Consider the following 22,080-nt stretch of genomic DNA (forward strand, 5'->3'; position numbering starts at 1 on the left):
GGCCCCGCCGCGCCCTATGAGCAATGCCATGTCCGACACGTCGCCCCGCAACCTGATCGAGATCGCCCGCGCCAGCGGCGAGACCGATATCGCCCAGCCAGTCGACCTGTCGTCGCGGGTGCGGGAACTGCGCAAGGCCAAGGGCTGGACGCTGGAGCAGGCGGCACAAAAGGCGGGTCTGGCGCGGTCGACGCTGTCGAAGATCGAAAACGACCAGATGTCGCCCACCTATGACGCGCTGAAAAAGCTGGCCGTGGGGCTGGGCATCTCGGTGCCGCAGCTGTTCACCCCGACGCGGACGGCTCAGGTCAATGGCCGGATGGCGGTGGCGCGTGCGGGCGAAAGCCCGGTGCAGATCACCACGACCTACGAGCACGAATTGCTGGCACCCGCGATCAGCCGCAAGGACATGCTGCCCTATCGCGCGCGGATCCGGGCCCGCTCGATGGACGAATTCGACGGTTGGGTCCGCCACGAGGGCGAGGAATTCCTTTATGTGCTGACAGGCCGGATCCGGCTGTATTCCGAATTCTACGAACCCGTCGAGATGTCCCGCGGCGACAGCGCCTATTACGACGCCGCGATGGGCCACAACGTGATCTCTGTCAGCGCCGAGGATGCGACAATCCTCTGGGTGACGTCGCTGAACTGATCCGGGACTCCCGACGCAAGAAGGGCGGCCCCGACGGAGCCGCCCGTTTCAGATCCAGCCGGACCAGAGCCTGCCTAGAGGATCGCGCCGGTCACGGTGGCTGCGGCGTCGATCGGGGCGGTTATGATCCCGATCGGGGTGCAGCCCGCGATCGCGGCGAAGGCCGCCATCGCGATTATCAGTGTCGTCTTGTTCATGGCAGGGCCCTCTATGCGCTATTCTTCATACCACCACACGTCGGGCTGCCATCCGGGCCAGTCCCCGAACAGCGGGATGTAGTCGGGATAGTGCAGATTGGCCGAATGCGCCACCCGGCTGATATTCCACTGATAGATCGGGATCACATAGCGGCCGGACATCAACACCCGGTCCAGCGCGCGCGCCGCGGCAAGGAAATCGTCCTGGCTCTCCGAAGTCAGCAACTTGTCTATCATGCCGTCGACGGCCGGTGAACTCACGCCCATCAGGTTGCGACCGCCCGGTTCGTCGGCGCGTTCGGCCCCGAAGTAAAGATATTGCTCGTTGCCCGGGCTGAGCGAGAGGCCGACACGGTAATAGGTCATGTCGAAATCGTAGAGGTCGGTGCGTTCCTTGTATTGCGCGCTGTCGACGGCGCTGACGCTGGGGGTGATCCCGATCCGGGCCAGCGACTGGGTATACATGTCGATGATCGACTGGTTCTCGGAGGCGCCGGTGGTCAGCAGAATCTCGAAGGTGAAGGGCTCCCCATCCTCGTTGGCCAGAACGCCGTCCTGAACCGTCCAGCCGGCCTCGGCCAGAAGCTCCAGCGCGGTGGCCGTGCCCTGACGGTTGCGCTCCGAGCCGTCGCTTTCAGGCAGCGAATAGCCGTCGATCGCCCCGGGCAGAAGCGCGTCCTGATACTCCTGAAGGAATTCGAGGACGCGGCCCTCCGCCGGTCCATGCTCCATCCCCAAAGGCGAATTCGAGAAATAGGAGGTGATCCGCGGCTGCTGGCTTCCGGTCATCGATTCATTGATGAACTCGAAGTTGAACGCCTGGATCAGCGCCTCGCGCACGCGCCAATCCTCGAACTGGGGCTTGCGGGTGTTCATGACAAAGCCGGTCATGCCGGACGGCCGGAAGTGCGGCAGGACCGACAGGACGATCTCGCCGTCCTGAACCATCGGGAAATCATATTGGCTTTCCCAGCGGGCCACGTTGAACTCGCGGTTGGAATTCACGATCCCGGTCTTGAACGCCTCGAAAGCCGCGGTCTCGTCGCCGAAGAATTCGAACCGCACCTCGTCAAGATTGCCGACGCCGTTGCGGAACGGGATGACACCGTTGCCCCAGTAATCGGGATCGCGCACGAGGCTGACGAAACGGCCGGCCTCGAAATCGCCGATCACATATTCGGAAGACACGATCGGGATCATGTCGGTTCCGTCGGATTCGGCGAAATCGACGCCATCCCACTGGTCCTTCTTCAGGATCGGGCGGAGCCCGGCCAGAAGCGCCAGTTCCCGGTCCTCTTCGTTGAAGGTGATCCGGACGGAATGCTCGCCGGTCTGCTCCATGCTGGCGATCTTGCTGTAGAGACCGTGATAGCGGGGGTGACCCTCGGTGCCTAGGGTCTCGAACGACCAGATCACATCTTCGACCGTGACCGGGCTTCCGTCTGAGAATCGGGCCTCGGGGCGAAGGGTGAATTCGACCCATTCGCGATTCGGTCCGGTCTCGATCGTTTCGGCCAGAAGGCCGTACAGGGTGAAGGGTTCGTCGAGGGAACGGGCCATCAGCGTGTCGCCGACGATCCAGCGAAGCTGCCACGGAACCGAGCCTTTGCGGATGTAGGGATTGAGGCTGTCATAGCCCCCGATGAAGGCCGTGGTCATGGAACCGCCGGTCGGCGCATCGGGATTGGCATAGGGGAGATGTTCAAAATCTGGGGGGAGGGCAGGGTCCCCATACATAGCTATGCCATGCTGAGGCTCTGCCATGGCAATGCCGGCGAGGGCGCAACAGGCCACGCTTAATGCGACGACCCGCTTGCGTGGGAAAAATACTGATCTCATTTTGACGACAATCCTTCTGCTCCCTGTGTTCATTGAGGGGGAGCGTATCGGGGTCCTTGTGTGTTTTCAATTTTTTAGCTTGGACGGCGGCGCAGGATTGCTTATAAAGGTGTCACTGCTCGATAGGTTTCTTGCCTGTATGAAACCTGCCTCAATAACTCAACGCCCGCTTCGTGCGGGCGTTTTTTTTGACCGGCAGCCCCTCGTGTGGCCCCTGTATGCAAGGCCCTGCCAAAGTGGGGGAGGGCCCGCGTGTTTCGCGTTTATCTCGCAGGTGCAGCATATATGCTGACAGCGAATCGGACAGCGAAAGGAGCCGCGCATGTCACTGAAGGGAAAGACCGCGATCATCACCGGATCGAACTCGGGAATCGGGCTCGGCGTGGCGCGCGCGCTTGCGGCTGCGGGCGCCGATGTCGTGCTCAACTCCTATACCGATCGCGACGAGGATCATGCCCTCGCCGAAGAGATCGCCAAGGCCCATGGCGTGACCGCGCGCTACATAGCGGCGGATCTGTCCAAGGGCGCCGAGGCCCGCCGCCTGATCGAGAAGGCAGGACGCTGCGACATCCTCGTGAACAATGCCGGCATCCAGCACGTGGCCCCGATCGACGAATTTCCCGTCGACAAATGGGATGCGATCATCGCGATCAACATGTCGTCGGCGTTTCACACGACGGCCGTGGCACTGCCGATGATGCGCGAGGCGGGCTGGGGCCGGGTGATCAACATCGCCTCGGCGCACGGGCTGACCGCCTCGCCCTACAAGAGCGCCTATATCACGGCCAAGCACGGCGTCGTCGGCATGACCAAGACCGTGGCGCTGGAAACCGCACGCGAGAAGATCACCGCCAACGCGATCTGCCCGGGCTATGTGCTGACTCCGCTGGTCGAGGCGCAGATCCCCGATACCGCCAAGAAGTATGGCATGACCGAGGAAGAGGCCAAGCAGAAGGTCATCCTCGAGCGTCAGCCGTCCAAGGAATTCGCCACCGTCGAGCAGATCGGTGGCACGGCGGTGTTCCTGTGTTCGGATGCCGCCGACCAGATCACCGGCACCACGATCAGCGTGGACGGCGGCTGGACGGCGCTCTGACCGCGATGGCCCGGGCGATCATCCCCAGCGCAGCGGAAGGTCCGGTTGTCGCCTGTGACGAAGGGCTCAGCTTCTGGGGCGGTGTCGATCCGGCCACGGGCCGGATCATCGACGCGCATCACCCGCAGGCGGGCCGGTCCGTCGCCGGGGCCATCGTCTGCATGCCCACGAGCCGGGGTTCCTGTTCCGGATCCGGCGTCCTGCTGCAACTGGCGCTGGCGGGTCTGGCACCCGCCGCGCTCGTCTTTCGCGAGGCCGAAGACATCCTCACCCTCGGGGCCTTCATCGCGACGCGGATGTTCGATACCCCGATCCCGGTCATCCGGGCCGATGCCGAGGATTACGAGGCCATTGCGCGCGCCACGCGGGCAGCGATCTCCGATACGCGCCTGACGCTGGACGACAGGTCCGTCGCGCTGAGCGGGGCCATGGACGACACGCTCGCGCTTTCCGAACGCGACCGCGCCATGCTGGCCGGAGAAGAGGGCGAGCCGATCCAGCTGGCCATGGAAACGCTGATCGCCATGGCCGAGGCGCAGGGCGCCTCCCGCCTGATCGATGTGAGCCGGGGCCATATCGACGGCTGTATCCTTGCCCATTCCGCGAACCTGCGCTATGCCGAGGCGATGCGCGACCGTGGCGCGCAGGTGAGCATCCCCACCACGATCAACGCGATCTCGGTCGATATGGAGCGTTGGCAGGCCGATGGCGTGCCGCATGATTTCGGCGACCGTGCCCGCAGGCTGGCGCAGGCCTATGTCGACATGGGCGCGCGACCGACCTTCACCTGTGCGCCCTACCTCGCCGAGGACAGGCCCGCCGAGGGAGAGGCGATCGGCTGGTCGGAATCGAATGCGGTCATCTTCGCCAATTCCGTTCTGGGGGCACGGACGGTGAAACACCCCGATTACCTCGATCTCTTCATCGCGATGACGGGCCGCGCGCCGGAGGCCGGTGTCTATCTTGATGCCGAACGGCAGGCCCGCGTCGTGATCGAGGTCGATCTGCCAGAGGGGGCCGAAGATGCGGTCTGGCCGCTGATCGGCTGGCTTGCCGGTCAGCGTGCGCCCGATTGCGTGCCCCTGCTGACGGGGCTGGAGGCGGGGAAACCCGGGCAGGACGGCCTCAAGGCGCTTTGTGCCGCATTCGGGACGACCTCCGGCTCCCCGCTTCTGCATATCCGGGGCCTCACCCCCGAGGGTGACCAGCCAGCTGCGCCCGGCGCACCCGTCCTCGCCATCACGCGCGAGGATTTGAGAAAGCTCTGGGGCCGCTTCAACTCCGGCCCGCAAGCCATTGATCTGGTGTCGATCGGCAGCCCTCATGCCTCGCTTTCCGAGTTGAGTGCATTGGCCGATCTCCTGGAGGGGCAGCATGTGGCCCAGCATGTCGCGATGATCGTGACGGCCGGGCGCGACACGCTTCGGGCCGCCCGGAAAGATGGCATCGCGGGCAGGCTCGCCCAATCGGGTGTCCAGCTTCTGGGCGATCTGTGCTGGTGTTCTATCGTGGAGCCGGTGATGCCGGAAACCGCCCGCGTCCTGATGACGAATTCCGGCAAATACGCCCATTACGCGCCCGGCCTGTCAGGCCGTGCGGTCCGGTTCGGAAGCCTGTCGGATTGCGCCCGCGCCGCGGTGTCGGGGCAGGCGCCGACGGACCTGCCCGGCTGGTTGAGTGAAGGAGAGTTTACATCGTGACCGACCCGATCCGCATCAACCTTGCCCTTCAGGGCGGCGGCGCCCATGGCGCCTTTACCTGGGGCGCGCTGGACCGTCTGCTTGACGAGGATGACATCGAGGTCTCCGCCATTTCCGGCACCTCGGCAGGCGCGATGAACGGCGCGGCCTTCAAGGCCGGTTGGCTCGAGAATGGACGGGAGGGCGCGCGCGCGAATCTCCAATGGTTCTGGTCCCAGATCGGGGCGATCAATGCCGATGGCATGTCCGAATGGCTTTCGGCGCTGGCGCCGACCGTTCCGTCGATGGCCCGGGCGCTGTCGATGTCGCCGGCCTACATGGCGCTGGACATGACGTCGCGGATCGTCTCGCCCTACGTCTATGGCCCGCTTCTGCGCAACCCGCTCGACCGGATCGTGCGGCAGTTCCGCTATGACGAGGTCTGCGCGGCCGATGGGCCCGAATTGTTCGTCGGCGCCACGAATGTGCGCAGCGGCAAGATCCGGGTTTTTTCGGGGGAGGAGATCGGCCCAGAGGCGCTCCTTGCATCCGCCTGCCTGCCGACGCTGTTCCAGGCGGTCGATATCGACGGAGAGGCCTATTGGGATGGCGGCTACACCGGCAACCCGGCGCTGTTTCCGCTGTTCGAGGGGCATTTGCCGGACGACGTCTTGATCATCAATATCAATCCGTTGATGCGCGACACCGTCCCGACCGAGAGCCAGGAAATCCAGAACCGGATCAACGAGATCAGCTTCAACGCCTCGCTCTTGCGGGAATTGCGGGCCATCGCCTTCGTCAAACGGCTCCTGTCCGATGGCAGCCTCGAAAGGGGGACGATGAAGGACGTTCTGGTTCACATGGTGTCGGACGACGCGCTGATGAACGATCTGAACGTGGCCACCAAGACGATCCCCACGCCGGTGATACTGGCCAAGCTGAAATCGGCGGGCCGCGCCGCGATGGACGGGTTCCTTGCCGCCCATAAGGGGGATCTGGGCCAGCGCGGGACGGTCGATCTGGCGGAAATGTTCGGGTGAACACGATGCCCAGCCTAACCGAAAAAGGGCCACCCGATGATCGGGCGGCCCTTCTGTTGGTCGTGCGATCCGAAAGGTCAGGCGCTTGCGCTTGCCTTTTTCCGCATCCGCATGGCCGCAAGTCCGCCAATGCCAAACACCAGAAGAAGTCCTGATGCGGGCAAGGGGATCGGCGCGGCAGTGAGCGTCACATCCGCGTAGATGGTCGTGCTTGTACCTTTCAGCACATCGATGCCCTGATCGAAGTTGACGGTGTATTGGCCGCCATTTCCGAAGTTGATGACGAATTCATGCTGGTCCCAGTTGAGGATCCCGCCGCTGATCGCACCAAACAGGCTCACAAACGCTCCGCTGCCCATGCTCGAGGCGGACCCGCCAGGAACAAGGAAGGACAGCGTGGCGTCGATATCGAACCATCCGCCGGCAACCCACGAGTGGATATCTGCCGAGATGTCGAAGAAGGCCAGGCTTTCCGTTTGTCCCTCGGCAAGAGCGAACATCGTTCCCTCAAGCGACGGGTTCTGGTCGATCGACAGGATGCAACCGGCGCAGAAGGACGTGCTCGTCACGTCCGTGTCGGGACCGACCTCGAAATCGACGGTGGTCGCATGGGCGGCCCCCGCCGAAAGCCCAAGCGCCAGAATGGCGCCCTTCAGTAAATTCAGAATCTTCATCCTTGTCCCCCAATCTCGTTGTCAACAATCCTCACAAACCAAGGGCACTGATTACAACTAATGCCTTAATTCTGCCATAATTGGTGAAAAAAGTCGAGGCACTATCGCGCTATGGTGGCAAATCCTACCACGATTGCGCGGCGGGGTCTGATCCCACCTAGCGTCGGTGTCGAGGGCTTGGATGGGGTCTTCGCCCCGCAGGGAGCAAAGACGAAGCCCACGCCAAGCCTTTCAGATCGCTTCTTTTTCTCGGGTCGGCAGCGGGATCGCGCCTTTCGCGGGCGCCAGCTGGTTCGCCGGGTAGACGAGGCCCGCCGAGATCACCAGCTTGGCCGCATCTTCGACCGTCATGTCCAGTTCGATGATGTCCGATGACGGCACGAAAAGCAGGAAACCGGACGTCGGGTTGGGCGTCGTCGGCATGAAGACCGTCACGATGCGTTCGTCATGGGGCAGCTTGGCGTCGATCTCGCCCTTGGCGTCGGTGGTGATGAAGGCGATGGCGTAGACGCCCTTGCGGGGATGCTCGATAAGGCAGGCCTTGTCGAAATTCTTGTCGGATTGGGCAAAGATCGTCTCGGCGATCTGTTTGACGGCGTTATAGACCGACCGGACGATCGGCATCCGCGACACGAGGCTTTCGCCCAGACGGATCAGGCTGCGCCCGACCAGACCCTTGGCGATCCAGCCGATCAAGACGGTGAAGACGAGGAAGAAGATCACGCCCACGCCGCGCAGGTTGATCCCGATATATTGTTCGGGATCGAGCCAGCCGGGGATGAACGGCAGGACCCAGCCGTCGATCCAGCCGATAACTGTCCAGATCAGCCAGAGCGTGAAGGCCACCGGTGCAATGACGACGAGGCCTGCAAGAAAATTGGTCCGGAGCCGTCCGAAGGGACCTGGCCGTTTGCGCAGCGGAAGAATCGGTGGTTCCATGAGCGGTCTCGAAGATCCCGGTGGGATTTATTTCAACATCCTGAATGTATGTCGCGGCGGGGCCGCTTTCAATCCGGCACGGCGTGCTTACCCCGCAATTGACGGGAGGCTGCACAATTCCCGGGCAATTGCGGCGGCCAGTCGCGCGTTGTTGCGAACCAGCGCGATATTGGCCTCGAGCGAACGGCCCTCGGTCAGCTGGAAGATCCGGTCAAGCAGGAACGGCGTGACAGCCTTGGCCGACATGCCCGCGGCATCGGCATCGGCCAGCGCCTGGTCGATCAGGGGCGCCAGATCGGATTGCGGGATTTCATCGGCCTCGGGTATCGGGTTGGTGACCAGCTGGCCGCCCGACAGGCCCATGCGGGCGCGCATCCGGTGGGAACGGGCGACCTCTGCCGCGGTGTCCATCCGCAGGGGGGCCGCTATCTCTGACCGGCGCGACCAGAAGGCCGGCAGCACGTCCTGCCCCATGGCGATGACCGGAACGCCCAGCGTTTCCAGAACTTCATAGGTCTTGGGCAGGTCGAGGATGGCCTTTGCCCCCGCAGCAACGACCGTTACCGGCGTCAGCGACAGCTCCCGCAGGTCGGCCGAGATGTCAAAACTCAATTCCGCGCCGCGATGGACGCCACCGATACCACCCGTGGCAAAGACCTCGATCCCTGCCAGTTGCGCGGCGATCATCGTGGCCGCGACCGTTGTCGCCCCGTGGCCGCCACGTGCGATGCAGGTGGCCAGATCGGCACGCGACAGCTTGGCCACATCCTCCAGCGCCGCGAGCCTGTCGAGCTGATCAGAGGTCAGGCCGACATGGAGCGTCCCGTCGAGCACCGCCATCGTCGCGGGAACGGCGCCCGCCTTGCGGATATCGGCCTCGACGGCACGGGCGGTTTCGACGTTGCGGGGGAAGGGCATCCCGTGGGTGATGATCGTGCTTTCGAGCGCGACCAGAGGCGTGCCCGACGCGCGGGCCTCCGCCACTTCGGGGGACAGCAGAAGGGGCAGGTGGGTCACAGGGGCATCTCTCCGGATACATAGGCGGCCGCACCCCGCAGGGCGTGGTCGAGGGCGGCTTGGGGGCCTTCGCCGCGGGCTTCGGCCGCGATATGGGCCGCCATGAAGGTGTCGCCGGCACCGGTGACACGGGTCACGAGGACTTCGGGCGGTTTGGCGGTCAGCGTGCCGTCGGGGCCGCAAAGAGCCGCCTTGCCGGCGCCATCGGTCACCAGCACCCGATGGGCGCCACGGGCGCGCATGGCCTCGGCCGCGGGTTTCGCGGTGGCGAAGCTGTCCTGACAGATGATGCCGGCTTCCTCGCGGTTGACATAGAAGGTCGCCGATGGATGGCCCATCAGGGCCAGAAGGCGTTCGGCCTTGCCGGGGCTGGCGGGCGCGACGCGCAGGTCACTGTCACGAAAGACCGGCGAATGGGCGATATCGCGCAGCAACTCGGTCGTGAGGTTGCCGTCAAGCGCGATCAGCCCCGACCACGGCGTGTCTGCGTGACCAAGCCGCCCGTCGCTGAGAGGGGCCACGATCTTTGCGCCGGCCGCCTCGAGCGAATGGGCATCCGCAATGGCGGCGATCAGGCCATTGGCACCTTCGATCGCCATGTAGACATCCGTGGGCAGATCATCCGAGCGGTAGACATGATCGGTGATCATGCCCTGGCTGCGGCATTCGGCGATCAGTTCGTCGCCTTCCGGGTCGCGCCCGATCGCGGTCAGAAGCGCGGGTGTCAGGCCAAACCGGGCCAGCGTCATCGCGATGTTCATCGCCACGCCGCCGGGCAGGCGGGTGATGCGGCCCGGCACGTCCGAGCCCACCCGCATATGGCTGGCAGAGCGGCCGATGACGTCCCACAGGACGGAGCCAATGCACAGGATATCAGGGGTCGGTGTCGTCATGCGCCATCTCCTGACGCGGTCGGGTCACGGACGCAAGACCCCAACCGCGCCAAGCAAGTCGTATCAGGGCACGTGAAAGGTGAGATTTGCCCAGAGCGTCTCCCACGAGGCCTTGGTCAGATCGGCCAGCTCCGAGGTGGGTTCACGCAGCAGCACCGCATCGAGCATGTAGTCATGACCCGGGGCGACCGGGATCACCGCGATGCCTTCGGCGTTGGTGCGCACCGTGCTGACCGTCACCGCGCCCGACGGCGCGCGATCATAGATCTCGACCTGTTCGTCTGCGCGGACCCCCGATTGGTAGAACAACTGAACCCGGATCGTATCGCCCGAGGCCGTATAGGGGTTGTCGAGGGCCACCAGCTCGGTTTCGAGGCCCACACGCCTGTCGGAGCCTTCGCCCGCACCCACCGCGATGAGGGACTTCGAGAACCGTGTATAGGCCTCGGTAAAGACGCTGCGGGGCAGGCCGCGCGCGTCATGCATCGTCGCCACGTCGCCCAGATCCTTGTGCTCGGCAAAGCTCACGAATTTTTCCCACTCGGTATAGGACAGTGTCGACGGCGTCGATTGGTAGGCCGCCACGTGAAGCCCTTCGCCATGCGAGGGCGTATCCAGCGCCGGTCGAGAGCCATTGCGATTCTGGATGCGCGTGGCGCGGTTTTCTGAAAAGAGGTTGAAGAGGACGAGGCGATTGGCAAGGTAAGGCTGGCGAACGCCTTCGAAATTCTGGCCGTTGATCAGATCGGCCTGAAGCTGTTCGCCCGGCTCGACTTGCCACTCGAGTGGCTCGATCCACAATTCATGAGACAGCGCAGGCAGCGCGGCAAAGATAAGAAGGAGCGGCAGGGTGGCTAGACGAATAAAGCGGCGCATGGGTTGGTCCTTTCCGTTGACGGTGAGGGTGATCCGATCAGCGCTGGTGTCAAGCATGCTGTCGGTCTGGTGCCTGCTGGCCGGCATGGCCGCCGCGCACGAGGTCTTGCCCTCGATCGCCGACATGACCGAGGTCGATGGCCGGCTTGTCTTCGAGGTCGAGGCCAATCTGGAAAGCTTCGTGGCCGGCATCGACCTGGCCGAGGTCTCTGATACCAACGAGGCCGACGAGGCCGCGCGCTATGACGCGCTGCGGGCGATGGGGCCCGCGGAGCTGGAGGCGGAATTCCGAGAATTCTGGCCAGAAATGGCCCGCCGGATCACGATCGAGGCCGATGGAGCCCGCCTTGCACCCGATCTCGACGGGATGATGATCCCCGAGGTGGGCAATATCGAGCTGGTTCGCCCGGCCCAATTGACCTTCAGCGTGGCGCTGCCCGAAGGGGCCGAAACGGTCCGCATGGGCTGGGACCGCGCCTTCGGCACGCTTGTTCTGCGGCAGATGGGGGTCGAGGCCCCCTATGACGGCTATCTCGAGGCCGGCAGCATGAGCGACGAGATCACCTTGTCGGGCGGCGGTCAGGCCGGGCCCTGGCTGACCTTCGTCAATTATATCCCCGTTGGCTTCGATCATATCGTGCCGCTGGGGCTCGACCATATCCTGTTCGTGCTCGGCCTGTTCTTCCTGTCGACCCATCTCGCGCCGCTCTTGTGGCAGGTCTCGGCCTTCACGCTGGCGCATACGATCACGCTGGCGCTGGCCGCGCTGGGATATGTCCGCATCCCGCCCGAGATCGTTGAGCCGCTGATCGCGGCCTCGATTGTTTTCGTCGCGGTCGAGAACATCTTCAGCCGGGGGCTGAGCCCGTGGCGACCCGTGGTGATTTTCGGCTTCGGCTTGCTGCATGGCCTGGGCTTTGCCTCTGTGCTGGGACAATTCGGTCTGCCGCCGGGCTCCTTCGTGCCAGCGCTGATCGGGTTCAACGTGGGGGTCGAGCTGGGCCAGCTCGCGGTGATCGCGGTGATCGCGGTCTTTGTCTACCTCGCGGTTCAGATCGACCGGGGCGATTCCGACGTGCCACTGGCGTCGGTGTTCTACGCAGTCACCGGCGGCGCGCTTCTGGTCCTGTCCTATCTTGCGCTGACCGGATCGGGTGTCTGGGGTGGGTCGTTGATGGATGAAATCCCGGTCTGGGTCTTCATCGTGCCGACGGCGCTCCTGATGATGCTTTGCTTCGCCTCCGTTCTGTTGCGGGATCAGATCGACGCCTACCGGCGGATCGTGGCGATCCCGGCCTCGGCGGGGATCGCTGTCGTCGGACTGTGGTGGTTCTTCGAGCGGGTTTTCCTCTGACCGGCGAAACCCGTGCGGCAGGGCTGGACAAGGCCCGCCGCGCCGGGTAAAGCGCGCGGATCAATCCACAGGCACGGGCGGGCCCGCGGGGGAGACATCCCCGAAGGTCCACCGGTTGGGGGAAACCCTGATCCCGTGCCGAGGCAGAAACCGGAAAGGAAATACGCATGGCTCTTCCTGAGTTCAGCATGCGTCAGCTCTTGGAAGCTGGCGTTCACTTCGGCCACCAGACCGCACGCTGGAACCCCCGCATGTCCGAGTTCATCTACGGCTCGCGCAACGGGATTCATATCATGGACCTCACGCAGACCGTCCCGATGCTCGACGCCGCACTCAACGTGGTGCGCGAGACCGTCGCCAAGGGGGGCCGCGTTCTGTTCGTCGGCACCAAGCGTCAGGCCCAGGGGCCGATCCGCGATGCGGCCGAGCGCTCGGCACAATATTACATGAACCACCGCTGGCTGGGCGGCACGCTCACCAACTGGAAGACCGTGTCCCAGTCGATCAACCGTCTGCGCCAGATCGACGAAGCAGCCGAGAACGGCTTTGAAGGCCTGACCAAGAAAGAGCGTCTCGGCATGGAGCGCGAGCAGGCCAAACTGCAGGCCTCCCTCGGCGGTATCCGCGAGATGGGCGGCGTGCCGGACCTTCTGTTCGTGATCGACGTCAACAAGGAAGACCTGGCCATCGCCGAAGCCCGCAAGCTGGGCATTCCGGTCGTCGCCGTCGTCGACACCAACTGCTCGCCCGCCGGCGTGGATTACATCATCCCCGGCAATGACGACGCCAGCCGTGCCATCTCGCTGTATTGCGATCTGGCCGCACGCGCCGCGCTTGACGGTATGTCCGCACAGCTGGGCGCCGCAGGCGTCGACATGGGCGCCATGGAAGAGCTGGCCGAAGAAGAGCTGGCTAGCGAGGCGACCGCCGCCGCTGCCGCCGCCGAAGGCGAAACGGCCACCGCTGAATAAGCGGCCCAGCCGGGCATACGACGCTCATATATATTTCCCGACGGGGGCCTGCGGGTCCCCGCGGGTCACTTCCATTGACAGGAGACCGCTCATGGCGATCACAGCGAGCATGGTGAAAGAACTGCGCGAATCCACCGGCGCAGGCATGATGGACGCGAAAAAAGCGCTGACCGAAACCGATGGCGACATGGAAGCCGCGGTTGACTGGCTGCGCACCAAGGGCCTTGCGAAGGCTGCCAAGAAGTCGGGCCGCACCGCGGCCGAAGGTCTTGTGGCCGTTGCCGTTTCGGGCGGCACGGGCGTGGCCGTCGAGGTCAACTCCGAGACCGACTTCGTGGGCAAGAACGAACAATTCCAGAAAATGGTCGGCGCCATCGCCAACACGGCGCTCGCCGCCGAGAATGTCGACGGCCTTCTGGGGATGGACGTGGACGGCAAGTCGGTCGCCGACACGCTGACCGCCGCCATCGCCACGATCGGCGAGAACATGACCTTGCGCCGCATGGAAAAGGTCGAGGGCGAAACTGTCGTCACCTATGTCCACAACGCGGTGAGCGACGGCATGGGCAAGATCGGCGTTCTGGTCGGGATGAACGGCGGCGACGAAGCCTTTGGTCGCCAGGTCGCGATGCACATCGCTGCCGCCTCGCCGGCCGCGCTGTCCGAGGCAGAGCTTGATCCGGCGATCGTCGAGAAGGAAAAGCAGGTCCAGATGGACATCGCCCGCGAATCCGGCAAGCCCGAGCAGGTCATCGAAAAGATGATCGAAGGCCGCATGAAGAAGTGGCTGGCCGAGAACACGCTGATGGGTCAGGCTTTCGTGATCAATCCCGACCTGACAGTGGCCCAGGCCGCCGAAGAGGCCGGCGCGACGATCACGGGTTTCGTGCGCCTTGCCGTCGGCGAGGGCATCGAGAAGGAAGAAGAGGATTTCGCCGCCGAGGTCGCAAAGACACTCAAGGGCTGATCCACATTCAGACCTCAGTCGAAAAGCCGCCGGTTCGCCGGCGGCTTTTTTCGTTTTGGCCACTCTCTCACGCGATTTGGAGGAAGGGGGGCGACACCGCTCAGGAAGAAGAGGCGGTGCCGCCCTTGGGAGTTCCGACACCCGTATCAGGGGAAGGATGCCGAATTCTGCAAGCCCGGAGAACAATACTCTCCGACCCCGCCCAGCCGGGGGACAACCGGCTGTTTAGAGATGCGGGTCGAAGCGCCCTGTAATCTCAGAGATACGACCCGCTGTTCCCTGGCCTTAGGCCACCACTCACGGAACATGGTTAGCATGCCAAATGACGCTACGTCACAACAGTAGGGGAAACCCTACCTCGTGAATAAAAGCGTCTTCTTACGCAACGTCAGACGAAATTTTCGGTCGCAGCGCACAATCAACGGGCGAATTGGCCTGAACTGTTCAGTCTCAAATCCCCAATAAGGCCAAAGGTTTACGAATCAACAACTAGAGGTCGAGGACGAACATCTGGTTGTAGAACGCGGCCTTGAGAACGGCCTGCGCCGTGGTGTCGACATCCAGCGCCTCCCGCGCCAGCCGCAGGTGCTTTTCCACGGTCGCAGGCGTCAGCCCGAGGATCATCGCCGTATCCTGGGTCGTCTTGCCGTCGCCCACGCATTCCAGAACCTCGCGCTGCCGTTTGGTCAGGTTGCGTGAGCCGAAATAGGGCAGGGTGAGCAATTTCAGATGGGCCACGTTGTTCATGACAAGGATATCCTTGCCATGTTCGGCCCAGACCTCGTCCACCTCGGCCTGCGACATGCCCTCACGGGCCGTCAGCGCCACCGCGCCCTTGTTGCGGGCCGAAATCGACCGGAAGCTGATCGAATAGCCCGCCGTCACGCCATACTTGCGATTGAAATCGATCACACGAAGTTCCGCCGGCGTGAACGCATCCGACGCCGCCATTTCGGCCATCCATGACCAGCTGCACGCACCATCGTTCTCGAGGGCCCAATGTATCATGGGCGCGTGAAAATACAGACCGTCCTCGATGAAGGCTGTCATGTAGCTGGCGGTCTGGTTGGTCAGAAGGACCCAATCCTGAGGATCGCCAAGCGAACTTGTCGTGCGGTACCGCGTGAAGCCATAGATGATCCGGTCGAACCCGTAGCTTTGCATCTGGTCAAGATGCGCCGCCCAGAGCGTCTCGACATCGGGTGAATTGGTCACGTGGTTCAGGTAATCAACAAGTGGCATGGACATGGGAAATTCGCTCCGCGGGATTATGGCCACTGTCTAGCAATGTTTTTATTGCTTGGTCAAAAACAGAAAACCCGTCCAGTGCTTCCAGCCGGGCGGGCACGCGTCCGCGATGGCGCGCTGACATGGGCGATCTGGTCTGAAGATGATGGACCAAGTTATTGAATGCTGGGGGCAATAGTGAACAAGCGACCAGTTTTCCACAATCCAAGTCTTTAACATAATACTGATTATGCGAATTACACTATAGCTTGACGGTGAGCCCCCCAGGAGTATTGCACAGCTTCTCCACGCCGGTTTCGGTGATCAGGATCGGCTCCGTGATCTCAATCCCCCCGTCGTCCAGCCACAGCCCCGGCATCAGGTGGAACGTCATTCCCGGCAAAAGCTCGGTCCTGTCGCCCTTGCGGAACGACATGGTCCGTTCGCCCCAGTCCGGCGGATAGCTGATCCCGATCGGATAGCCGCAGCGATTGTCCTTGATATAGCCATGCGCCTCGAGCGCCTTGTTGAAGGCATTGGCGACATCCTCGCAGCGATTGCCGGGCCTGGCCTGCTCAAGCGCTGCATCCTTCGCCTCCTCTACCGCCTTTGTGGCGTCGAGATACTTCTGAGGCGGCTTGCCAAGGAACAGCGTGCGAGACTGCGGGCATTGATAGCGACGATGCGCGCCCGCAATCTCGAAGAACGTGGTTTCGCCGGTTCTCAGCGGCGTGTCATCCCATGTCAGATGCGGCGCCGTGGCATCAAGGCCCGAGGGCGCCATCGGCACGATCGCGGGATAGTCGCCCCAATGCCCGCCGACGCCGGTAATGCCGGTGTGATAGATCTCGGCGACCAGCTGGTGCTTGGGCATGCCCGGCTCGGCCAGTTCGACGATCCGGGCATGCATCGCCTCGACGATGGATGCGGCGCGGCGCATGTAGGTCAGTTCGGTTTCCGATTTCACGGCCCGCTGCCAGTTCACCAGCCCCGTTGCATCGATCAGATCGGCCTTCGTCAACAACTTCAGGAGCGTCGCGTAAGCCTTTCCACTGAAATAATAATTGTCCAGCTCAATGCCGATGCGCGCCTGACCCCAGCCCATGGCATCCAGGATGCGGGCCATGTCTTCCATCGGGTGTTTGTCGGGGTTCTGAACGTAGGTGTCTTCATAGCCGAAGATGTTGTCGTCTTCCATGAACACCGTTCTCAGGGCGCCGGCCACGTCGATGCCACGACCCCACCAGATCGGCTCGCCCTCCATGCCGAGGATGACGGCCTGATGCACATAGAACGACCAGCCGTCATAGCCCGAGATCCAGGACATGTTCGACGGGTCCGAGATGATCAGAACCTCGATCCCCGCGGCCTCCATCGCGGCACGGGTCTTTTCGATCCGGTCCCAGTATTCGGCATCGGGGAAGGATGGGCTTGTGCGGGTTGATGGCATGGGGCCTCCGGAATTGATCTTGGGGCAGGCTCACCAAAGAGCCCGGCCGCTTCAACCCCAAAAACGACGATGGCGCCCTACCCCAGCGCGTATCCCGCGCCGCGCACGGTGCGCACCGGATCGCCCCCGCCGTCGCGCGTCAGAACCTTGCGCAGACGCCCGACATGCACGTCGACCGTTCTGGTATCGACATAGACGTCACGCCCCCAGACCCGGTCAAGCAGCTGGTCCCGGGTCCAGACACGGCCCGGCTTTTCCATGAAGGTCGCCAGAAGCCGGAATTCCGTGGGCCCCAGCTTCAGTGGCCGTTCCGCCCGGCTTGCGCGGTGCGTTTCGGTGTCGAGGAGGATATCCTCGTAGACGAGCACCTGCCCCACGCTGGCGGGCCTGACACGCCGCAGCTGGCTCCGGACGCGGGCCATCAACTCGCTCACCGAATAGGGTTTGACGACGTAGTCATCGGCCCCTGTTTCAAGCCCGCGCACGCGATCGACCTCTTCGGACCGGGCCGACAGCATGATGATCGCGATGCCGCGGGTTTCGGGCCGCATTTTCAACTGGCGGCAGACTTCGATGCCCGAGACGCGCGGCAGCATCCAGTCCAGAACGATCACGTCGGGCGGATCCTCGTCGACCATCATCAACCCCTCTTCGCCATTGGCGGCACCCGTGGTGCGAAAGCCTTCGGCCTCGAGGTTGTAGCACAGCACCTCGCGCTGCGCGGGTTCGTCCTCGACGATCAGGACGTGTGGCTGGCTCTGGTTGTCTGTGGTCATTTTCTTGGCGCGGCAAAGGCCGTTCTGTCCTTCTTCGGGCGATCGTCGTCGGGCAAGGTGCCGGTCGTCAGATAGACCACCTGCTCCGCCATGTTCGTGACCAGATCGCCCATGCGTTCGATGTTCTTGGCGATGAAATGCAGATGCATGCAGGCGGTGATGTTGCGCGGGTCTTCCATCATGTGGGTCAGGAATTCGCGGAACATGGCGTTATAGAGCTGATCGACATCCTCGTCGCGCAGGATCACCTGTTCGGCCCGCTCCGCATCCCGCGCGATAAAGGCATCGAGCGTGTCTTTGAGCATGGATTGCACATCCATGGCCATCCGCCGCAGCGAGGTGTTGGTGCCGGGGATCTGCCCCAGTTCGGCCAGAACCGTCGTGCGCTTGGCGATGTTCTTGGCGTAATCGCCCACCCGCTCCAGCGACCCCGACAGCTTGATCACCGCAAGGATGATCCGCAGATCCTTTGACACCGGCGCGCGCAGCGCGATGACGCGGGCGCATTCCTCGTTGATCCGCTCTTCCAGATCGTCGATGACGGCGTCTTCGCGGCGCACCTTTTCGGCAAGCTCCACGTCGCGGGTATCGAGGGAGCGGGTGCCTTCGAGGATCGCGGATTCCACGAGGCCGCCCATCCGGATGATCATCGCCTGGATCGCCTCGAGATCGCGGTCATAGGCCGATGCGATATGCTGTTCGTTCATGTTGGCGGTTCCTTAGCCGATGCGGCCGGAAATATAGCTTTCCGTTCGCGGATCGCTTGGATTGGTGAAGATGGTCCCGGTCTCGTCGTATTCCACGAGGTTGCCGAGGTGAAAGAAGGCGGTCATCTGGCTGACGCGGGCCGCCTGCTGCATCGAATGGGTGACGATGACCACCGAATAGCTCTGGCGCAGCTCGTCGATCAGCTCCTCAACCTGTGCCGTGGCGATCGGGTCGAGCGCTGAACAGGGCTCGTCCATCAGCAGGACCTCGGGCTCGGTTGCGACAGCGCGCGCGATGCAAAGCCGCTGCTGCTGGCCGCCCGACAGGCCGGTCCCCGGTTCCTGAAGGCGATCCTTGGCCTCGTTCCAGAGCGCCGCGCGGCGCAGAGCGCGTTCGACGATCTCGTCCAGTTCGGCCTTGTTGCGGGCCAGCCCGTGGATCTTGGGCCCATAGGCCACGTTGTCATAGATCGACTTGGGGAACGGGTTCGGTTTCTGGAACACCATGCCCACCTTGGCGCGCAGCTGGACCGGATCGACCCGCTTGTCATAGATGTCCTCACCATCGATCCGGATATCTCCCTCGACCCGGGCGACAGAAATCGTGTCGTTCATCCGGTTCAGGCAGCGCAGGAAGGTCGACTTGCCGCAGCCCGACGGGCCGATGAAGGCCGTGACCGTCTTGTCCGCGATCTCGACATTGACGTCCTTGATGGCGTGGTTGTCGCCATAATAGACCTGAACGCCATTCGCTGAGATCTTCGTTTCATTCATGTCCACGGCTCTTTCGATTAATCTGAGGTCATCCATTTGCTGCCCTCCTACCAGCGGCGTTCGAACCGGCGGCGCAGCAGGATCGCCAGAAGGTTCATCGACATCAGGAACACCAGCAGGACGATGATACCGCCCCATGCGCGTTCGTAATAGGCGGGATCGGCCCGTTTGGCCCATTCGTAGATTTGCGCGGGCATCGCCGAGTTCGGATCGAGGAACCCTTCGGCCACGCCAGCGGGATAGTTCGACGCGATAAAGCCCACCATGCCGATCAACAGAAGCGGGGCCGTTTCCCCAAGCGCCTGTGCCAGACCGATGATCGTGCCCGTCAGGATGCCGGGCATCGCCAGCGGTAGGACGTGGTGGAACACCGTCTGCATCTTCGAGGCGCCGACACCCAGCGCGGCCTCGCGGATCGAGGGCGGCACCGATTTCAGCGACGCGCGGGTCGAGATGATGATCGTGGGCAGCGTCATCAGCGTGAGAACCAGACCGCCGACCAGCGGCGCCGATTGCGGCAGATGCATCACCTGGATGAAGATCGCGAGGCCGAGAATACCAAAGACGATCGACGGCACCGCCGCGAGGTTCGAGATATTCACCTCGATGAAATCGGTGAACCTGTTCTGCGGTGCGAATTCCTCGAGATAGATCGAGGCCGCGACGCCGATCGGGAGCGACAGGAACAGGACCACCAGCATCATGAAGAACGACCCGATCATCGACACGCCGATCCCCGCCGATTCCGGCCGGCTTTCCGAGGCGTCGGATCCGGTTATGAAATCGAGGTTGAATCGCCGTTCGACATGGCCGCTTTCGGCCAGCTGATCGAGGATATCGAGGTGCGGCGGGCCGAGGTTGCGGTCACGCGCAAGGCTTTCGCGGGTGACGCGGCCCTTGAAATAGCCATCTGCCCGCGACGAGGTCAAAAGCTCGAACGTCACCGTCTGTCCGATGAGGGACGGATCGTCGAGGACGGCATCACGTAGAACCGCCGGTGCCGACTGGCTTAGCATCAGGATCAGCGCGGGCGGCGGCAGGGGCGTCTCGATCCGCTGCTCTTCCAGAAGCGACACCAGCGCCTGTCCGATCAGCGGCTGATAGCCAAAGGTCGTGACCTTCGCGATCTCGTCGCGGTCGCCGGTGCCGTTGGGGTCAAGCGCATTGGCCTCCAGCGTGACGTCCAGCGTCATGTAGGTCTGGGTAAAGGCCGGAACGCCGCGCACGACGATCGTGGCCAGAAGGATCACGAGGAAGGTGGCCGCAATCGCGATAGCCGCGATCCCATAGGCACGGAACCGTGCCTCGGCCCTGTTGCGGGCGCGCGTGCGTTCATCCTCGACAAGGATGGATTTCGTGGGCTTGCCCGCCGGGGCCGCGTCAAGCGGTGTCGTGTCGGTCATTCATACTGCTCCCGGTAGCGGCGCACGATCCAGAGCGCAAAGACATTGAGGCCCAGCGTGATGACGAACAGCGTCATGCCGAGCGAGAAGGCCACCAGCGCCTCGGGCGAGGAGAAATCCGCATCCCCGGTCAGCTGGCTCACGATCTTGGCGGTGATCGTCGTCATCGCGTCGAAGGGGTTCATCGACAGACGGGCCGCGGCCCCTGCCCCGAGCACGACGATCATCGTCTCGCCGATGGCGCGCGAGGCGGCCAGAAGGATGGCGCCCACGATCCCCGGAAGGGCCGCCGGCAGCACGACCTGGCGCACCGTCTCCGACCGTGTGGCCCCGAGGCCCAGCGATCCATCGCGCATGGATTGCGGGACGGCGTTGATGATGTCGTCCGACAGCGACGACACGAAGGGGATCAGCATGATCCCCATCACGAGGCCCGCCGTCATGACAGCGGTGCCGCCACCCATCCAGCTGACACCCAGAACCCCGCCTTCGCCGAAGGCCGACACAAGGACCGGACCGACCGTCAGCAGGGCAAAGAGGCCGTAGACGATCGTGGGAATGCCCGCGAGCACCTCGATCATCGGCTTCACGATCGAGCGAACCCGCTTCGTCGCGTATTCCGACAGATAGATCGCCGAGAACAGGCCGATCGGAACGGCCACGGCCAGCGCCACGACCGAGATGTAGAGCGTGCCCCACAAGAGCGGCAGGATGCCCAGTTCGGACGCACCCCCCCTGCCCGAGAAACTCGGCGCCCAGTTCAGGCCAAAGAAGAAATCCGTGGCCGGATAAAGCCGGAAGAACTCGACCGTGTTGAAGACCAGCGACAAAACGATGCCCACCGTCGTCAGGATCGCGATGGAGGCCGCCGACAACAGCAGCATCCGCACTCCGAATTCCACCACGTTGCGGGATCGGAAGTCCGGCCTGACAAGCCGATAGGCGATCACACCGCCCACGAGCGAGACAATCAGAACGAGGATCGTCATGACGCTGGTGCCGGTGTAGGCCAGTGCCCGGTACCGTTGCGCGGCACTCAGGGTTTCGATGCTCACATCCGAGCCAAGCGCCACACCAACCTCGGCCAGACGTGCGCGCACATCCATGACGTCGGCCTGGATGTCACGGGCCTCGTCGGGGCTGATTGCACCTTCGGTGATCGCGATGTCGATGCCTTCGGCGACACGGCGCACATCACTCAGCACAAGGCTCATGGTGCCGCGGTCGTTGACGTCGACCGAGCTCAGCATCGGCATGACCGCACGGTTGAGAACGAACGGCTGGATCAACAGCCACAGAACAAGAAGCAAAAGCGCCGGTACGAGCGCATTGAGCGCCACGTGCCAGCCATAATAATTGGGTCGGGAATGAAGACCGCGCGCATCTCCGCCAGCTGATGCCACGGACTTGCTTCGACCGGCGAAAAAGCCGGCAACAGCAATCAGCACCAGCAGACCGAAAAGCCAGGACAGCGCCATGAGATGCTCCGCTCAATCAGGTTCGGGCACGCGATGGCCCCGGAATGGGTGTGACGGGGCCCGCCACTGAT

21 protein-coding genes are annotated in these 22,080 nt (G+C 63.3%); 7 read left to right on the forward strand and 14 right to left on the reverse strand.

Going from position 1 to position 22,080, the window contains the following annotated elements:
- Positions 1–28: 28 nt before the first annotated feature.
- A complete protein-coding gene (locus EP376_RS04815) occupies positions 29–652 on the forward strand; it encodes a helix-turn-helix domain-containing protein (RefSeq protein WP_127654385.1) in 624 nt (207 codons plus the stop codon).
- Between the two features lie 74 nt (positions 653–726).
- On the opposite strand, the gene EP376_RS23500 is transcribed toward EP376_RS04815, so the two are convergent.
- Together EP376_RS23500 and EP376_RS04820 are read right to left on the reverse strand one after the other, a co-directional pair.
- Complete coding sequence (locus EP376_RS23500) at positions 727–849, reverse strand: hypothetical protein (RefSeq protein ID WP_255519397.1); 123 nt, start codon at positions 847–849, stop codon at positions 727–729.
- Positions 850–867: 18 nt separating this feature from the next.
- Positions 868–2,688, reverse strand: a complete 1,821-nt coding sequence (locus EP376_RS04820; protein WP_127654386.1) for an extracellular solute-binding protein — start codon at positions 2,686–2,688, stop codon at positions 868–870.
- A gap of 322 nt (positions 2,689–3,010) precedes the next feature.
- Here EP376_RS04820 and EP376_RS04825 point away from each other — a divergent pair, with 322 nt between their 5' ends.
- Genes EP376_RS04825 through EP376_RS04835 form a run of 3 tightly spaced genes read left to right on the forward strand, consistent with a single transcriptional unit; the run spans position 3,011 to position 6,503 of the window.
- Positions 3,011–3,784 (forward strand): 3-hydroxybutyrate dehydrogenase, encoded by a 774-nt coding sequence (locus EP376_RS04825; protein ID WP_127654387.1) that lies wholly within the window; start codon positions 3,011–3,013, stop codon positions 3,782–3,784.
- 5 nt (positions 3,785–3,789) lie between these two features.
- Positions 3,790–5,484 (forward strand): cis-3-hydroxy-L-proline dehydratase, encoded by a 1,695-nt coding sequence (lhpI, locus tag EP376_RS04830; protein ID WP_127654388.1) that lies wholly within the window; start codon positions 3,790–3,792, stop codon positions 5,482–5,484.
- Positions 5,481–6,503: a patatin-like phospholipase family protein gene (locus EP376_RS04835; protein ID WP_240652430.1), complete on the forward strand. Its 1,023-nt coding sequence runs from the start codon at positions 5,481–5,483 to the stop codon at positions 6,501–6,503. The genes lhpI and EP376_RS04835 overlap by 4 nt, the downstream gene beginning before the upstream one ends.
- Positions 6,504–6,580: 77 nt before the next feature.
- On the opposite strand, the gene EP376_RS04840 is transcribed toward EP376_RS04835, so the two are convergent.
- The 5 genes from EP376_RS04840 to EP376_RS04860 form a co-directional block, all read right to left on the reverse strand.
- On the reverse strand, positions 6,581–7,177 hold the full coding sequence (locus EP376_RS04840; protein ID WP_127654389.1) for a VPLPA-CTERM sorting domain-containing protein: 597 nt from the start codon (positions 7,175–7,177) through the stop codon (positions 6,581–6,583).
- Between the two features lie 231 nt (positions 7,178–7,408).
- Positions 7,409–8,116 (reverse strand): DUF502 domain-containing protein, encoded by a 708-nt coding sequence (locus EP376_RS04845; RefSeq protein ID WP_127654390.1) that lies wholly within the window; start codon positions 8,114–8,116, stop codon positions 7,409–7,411.
- Between the two features lie 87 nt (positions 8,117–8,203).
- A complete protein-coding gene (locus EP376_RS04850; RefSeq protein ID WP_203330872.1) occupies positions 8,204–9,133 on the reverse strand; it encodes a pseudouridine-5'-phosphate glycosidase in 930 nt (309 codons plus the stop codon).
- Positions 9,130–10,026: a PfkB family carbohydrate kinase gene (locus EP376_RS04855; protein ID WP_127654391.1), complete on the reverse strand. Its 897-nt coding sequence runs from the start codon at positions 10,024–10,026 to the stop codon at positions 9,130–9,132. The genes EP376_RS04850 and EP376_RS04855 overlap by 4 nt, the downstream gene beginning before the upstream one ends.
- Before the next feature lie 63 nt (positions 10,027–10,089).
- The gene (locus EP376_RS04860; RefSeq protein ID WP_238928573.1) at positions 10,090–10,902 is read right to left on the reverse strand and encodes a DUF4198 domain-containing protein; all 813 of its coding nucleotides are present in this window, start codon (positions 10,900–10,902) and stop codon (positions 10,090–10,092) included.
- A gap of 55 nt (positions 10,903–10,957) precedes the next feature.
- Here EP376_RS04860 and EP376_RS04865 point away from each other — a divergent pair, with 55 nt between their 5' ends.
- From EP376_RS04865 to tsf, 3 genes are all read left to right on the forward strand, one after another.
- Positions 10,958–12,256 (forward strand): HupE/UreJ family protein, encoded by a 1,299-nt coding sequence (locus EP376_RS04865; RefSeq protein WP_127654393.1) that lies wholly within the window; start codon positions 10,958–10,960, stop codon positions 12,254–12,256.
- 167 nt (positions 12,257–12,423) lie between these two features.
- On the forward strand, positions 12,424–13,227 hold the full coding sequence (gene rpsB / locus EP376_RS04870) for a 30S ribosomal protein S2 (RefSeq protein WP_127654394.1): 804 nt from the start codon (positions 12,424–12,426) through the stop codon (positions 13,225–13,227).
- Positions 13,228–13,318: 91 nt separating this feature from the next.
- Positions 13,319–14,194 (forward strand): translation elongation factor Ts, encoded by an 876-nt coding sequence (gene tsf, locus EP376_RS04875; RefSeq protein WP_127654395.1) that lies wholly within the window; start codon positions 13,319–13,321, stop codon positions 14,192–14,194.
- Between the two features lie 489 nt (positions 14,195–14,683).
- Here the strand turns inward: tsf and EP376_RS04880 are convergent, their stop codons facing one another.
- The 7 genes from EP376_RS04880 to pstC all read right to left on the reverse strand — a co-directional run bounded on the left by EP376_RS04880 (position 14,684) and on the right by pstC (position 22,009).
- The gene (locus EP376_RS04880) at positions 14,684–15,442 is read right to left on the reverse strand and encodes a LuxR family transcriptional regulator (RefSeq protein WP_420837117.1); all 759 of its coding nucleotides are present in this window, start codon (positions 15,440–15,442) and stop codon (positions 14,684–14,686) included.
- 241 nt (positions 15,443–15,683) lie between these two features.
- The gene (gene doeA, locus EP376_RS04885) at positions 15,684–16,871 is read right to left on the reverse strand and encodes an ectoine hydrolase DoeA (RefSeq protein WP_127654396.1); all 1,188 of its coding nucleotides are present in this window, start codon (positions 16,869–16,871) and stop codon (positions 15,684–15,686) included.
- A 77-nt stretch (positions 16,872–16,948) separates the two neighbouring features.
- A complete protein-coding gene (phoB, locus tag EP376_RS04890; RefSeq protein WP_127654397.1) occupies positions 16,949–17,647 on the reverse strand; it encodes a phosphate regulon transcriptional regulator PhoB in 699 nt (232 codons plus the stop codon).
- Positions 17,644–18,354 carry a phosphate signaling complex protein PhoU gene (gene phoU / locus EP376_RS04895; RefSeq protein ID WP_127654398.1) on the reverse strand — a complete coding sequence of 237 codons (711 nt, stop codon included), beginning with the start codon at positions 18,352–18,354 and terminating at the stop codon, positions 17,644–17,646. The genes phoB and phoU overlap by 4 nt, the downstream gene beginning before the upstream one ends.
- Positions 18,355–18,366: 12 nt before the next feature.
- Positions 18,367–19,164: a phosphate ABC transporter ATP-binding protein PstB gene (gene pstB, locus EP376_RS04900; RefSeq protein WP_127654399.1), complete on the reverse strand. Its 798-nt coding sequence runs from the start codon at positions 19,162–19,164 to the stop codon at positions 18,367–18,369.
- Between the two features lie 11 nt (positions 19,165–19,175).
- Positions 19,176–20,531 carry a phosphate ABC transporter permease PstA gene (pstA, locus tag EP376_RS04905; RefSeq protein WP_127654400.1) on the reverse strand — a complete coding sequence of 452 codons (1,356 nt, stop codon included), beginning with the start codon at positions 20,529–20,531 and terminating at the stop codon, positions 19,176–19,178.
- Positions 20,528–22,009: a phosphate ABC transporter permease subunit PstC gene (pstC, locus tag EP376_RS04910; protein ID WP_127654401.1), complete on the reverse strand. Its 1,482-nt coding sequence runs from the start codon at positions 22,007–22,009 to the stop codon at positions 20,528–20,530. The genes pstA and pstC overlap by 4 nt, the downstream gene beginning before the upstream one ends.
- Positions 22,010–22,080: the final 71 nt, after the last annotated feature.

Origin of the sequence: Alexandriicola marinus (assembly GCF_004000435.1) — a bacterium.
GTDB classification, from domain to species: Bacteria; Pseudomonadota; Alphaproteobacteria; order Rhodobacterales; family Rhodobacteraceae; genus Alexandriicola; species Alexandriicola marinus.

Coding starts and splice junctions, on each gene's coding strand:
- EP376_RS04815 (WP_127654385.1), top strand. CDS start 29: ATGTCCGACACGTCGCCCCGCAACCTGATCGAGATCGCCCGCGCCAGC.
- EP376_RS23500 (WP_255519397.1), bottom strand. CDS start 849: ATGAACAAGACGACACTGATAATCGCGATGGCGGCCTTCGCCGCGATC.
- EP376_RS04820 (WP_127654386.1), bottom strand. CDS start 2,688: ATGAGATCAGTATTTTTCCCACGCAAGCGGGTCGTCGCATTAAGCGTG.
- EP376_RS04825 (WP_127654387.1), top strand. CDS start 3,011: ATGTCACTGAAGGGAAAGACCGCGATCATCACCGGATCGAACTCGGGA.
- lhpI (WP_127654388.1), top strand. CDS start 3,790: ATGGCCCGGGCGATCATCCCCAGCGCAGCGGAAGGTCCGGTTGTCGCC.
- EP376_RS04840 (WP_127654389.1), bottom strand. CDS start 7,177: ATGAAGATTCTGAATTTACTGAAGGGCGCCATTCTGGCGCTTGGGCTT.
- EP376_RS04845 (WP_127654390.1), bottom strand. CDS start 8,116: ATGGAACCACCGATTCTTCCGCTGCGCAAACGGCCAGGTCCCTTCGGA.
- EP376_RS04855 (WP_127654391.1), bottom strand. CDS start 10,026: ATGACGACACCGACCCCTGATATCCTGTGCATTGGCTCCGTCCTGTGG.
- EP376_RS04860 (WP_238928573.1), bottom strand. CDS start 10,902: ATGCGCCGCTTTATTCGTCTAGCCACCCTGCCGCTCCTTCTTATCTTT.
- EP376_RS04865 (WP_127654393.1), top strand. CDS start 10,958: ATGCTGTCGGTCTGGTGCCTGCTGGCCGGCATGGCCGCCGCGCACGAG.
- rpsB (WP_127654394.1), top strand. CDS start 12,424: ATGGCTCTTCCTGAGTTCAGCATGCGTCAGCTCTTGGAAGCTGGCGTT.
- tsf (WP_127654395.1), top strand. CDS start 13,319: ATGGCGATCACAGCGAGCATGGTGAAAGAACTGCGCGAATCCACCGGC.
- EP376_RS04880 (WP_420837117.1), bottom strand. CDS start 15,442: ATGTCCATGCCACTTGTTGATTACCTGAACCACGTGACCAATTCACCC.
- doeA (WP_127654396.1), bottom strand. CDS start 16,871: ATGCCATCAACCCGCACAAGCCCATCCTTCCCCGATGCCGAATACTGG.
- phoB (WP_127654397.1), bottom strand. CDS start 17,647: ATGACCACAGACAACCAGAGCCAGCCACACGTCCTGATCGTCGAGGAC.
- phoU (WP_127654398.1), bottom strand. CDS start 18,354: ATGAACGAACAGCATATCGCATCGGCCTATGACCGCGATCTCGAGGCG.
- pstB (WP_127654399.1), bottom strand. CDS start 19,164: ATGGATGACCTCAGATTAATCGAAAGAGCCGTGGACATGAATGAAACG.
- pstA (WP_127654400.1), bottom strand. CDS start 20,531: ATGACCGACACGACACCGCTTGACGCGGCCCCGGCGGGCAAGCCCACG.
- pstC (WP_127654401.1), bottom strand. CDS start 22,009: ATGGCGCTGTCCTGGCTTTTCGGTCTGCTGGTGCTGATTGCTGTTGCC.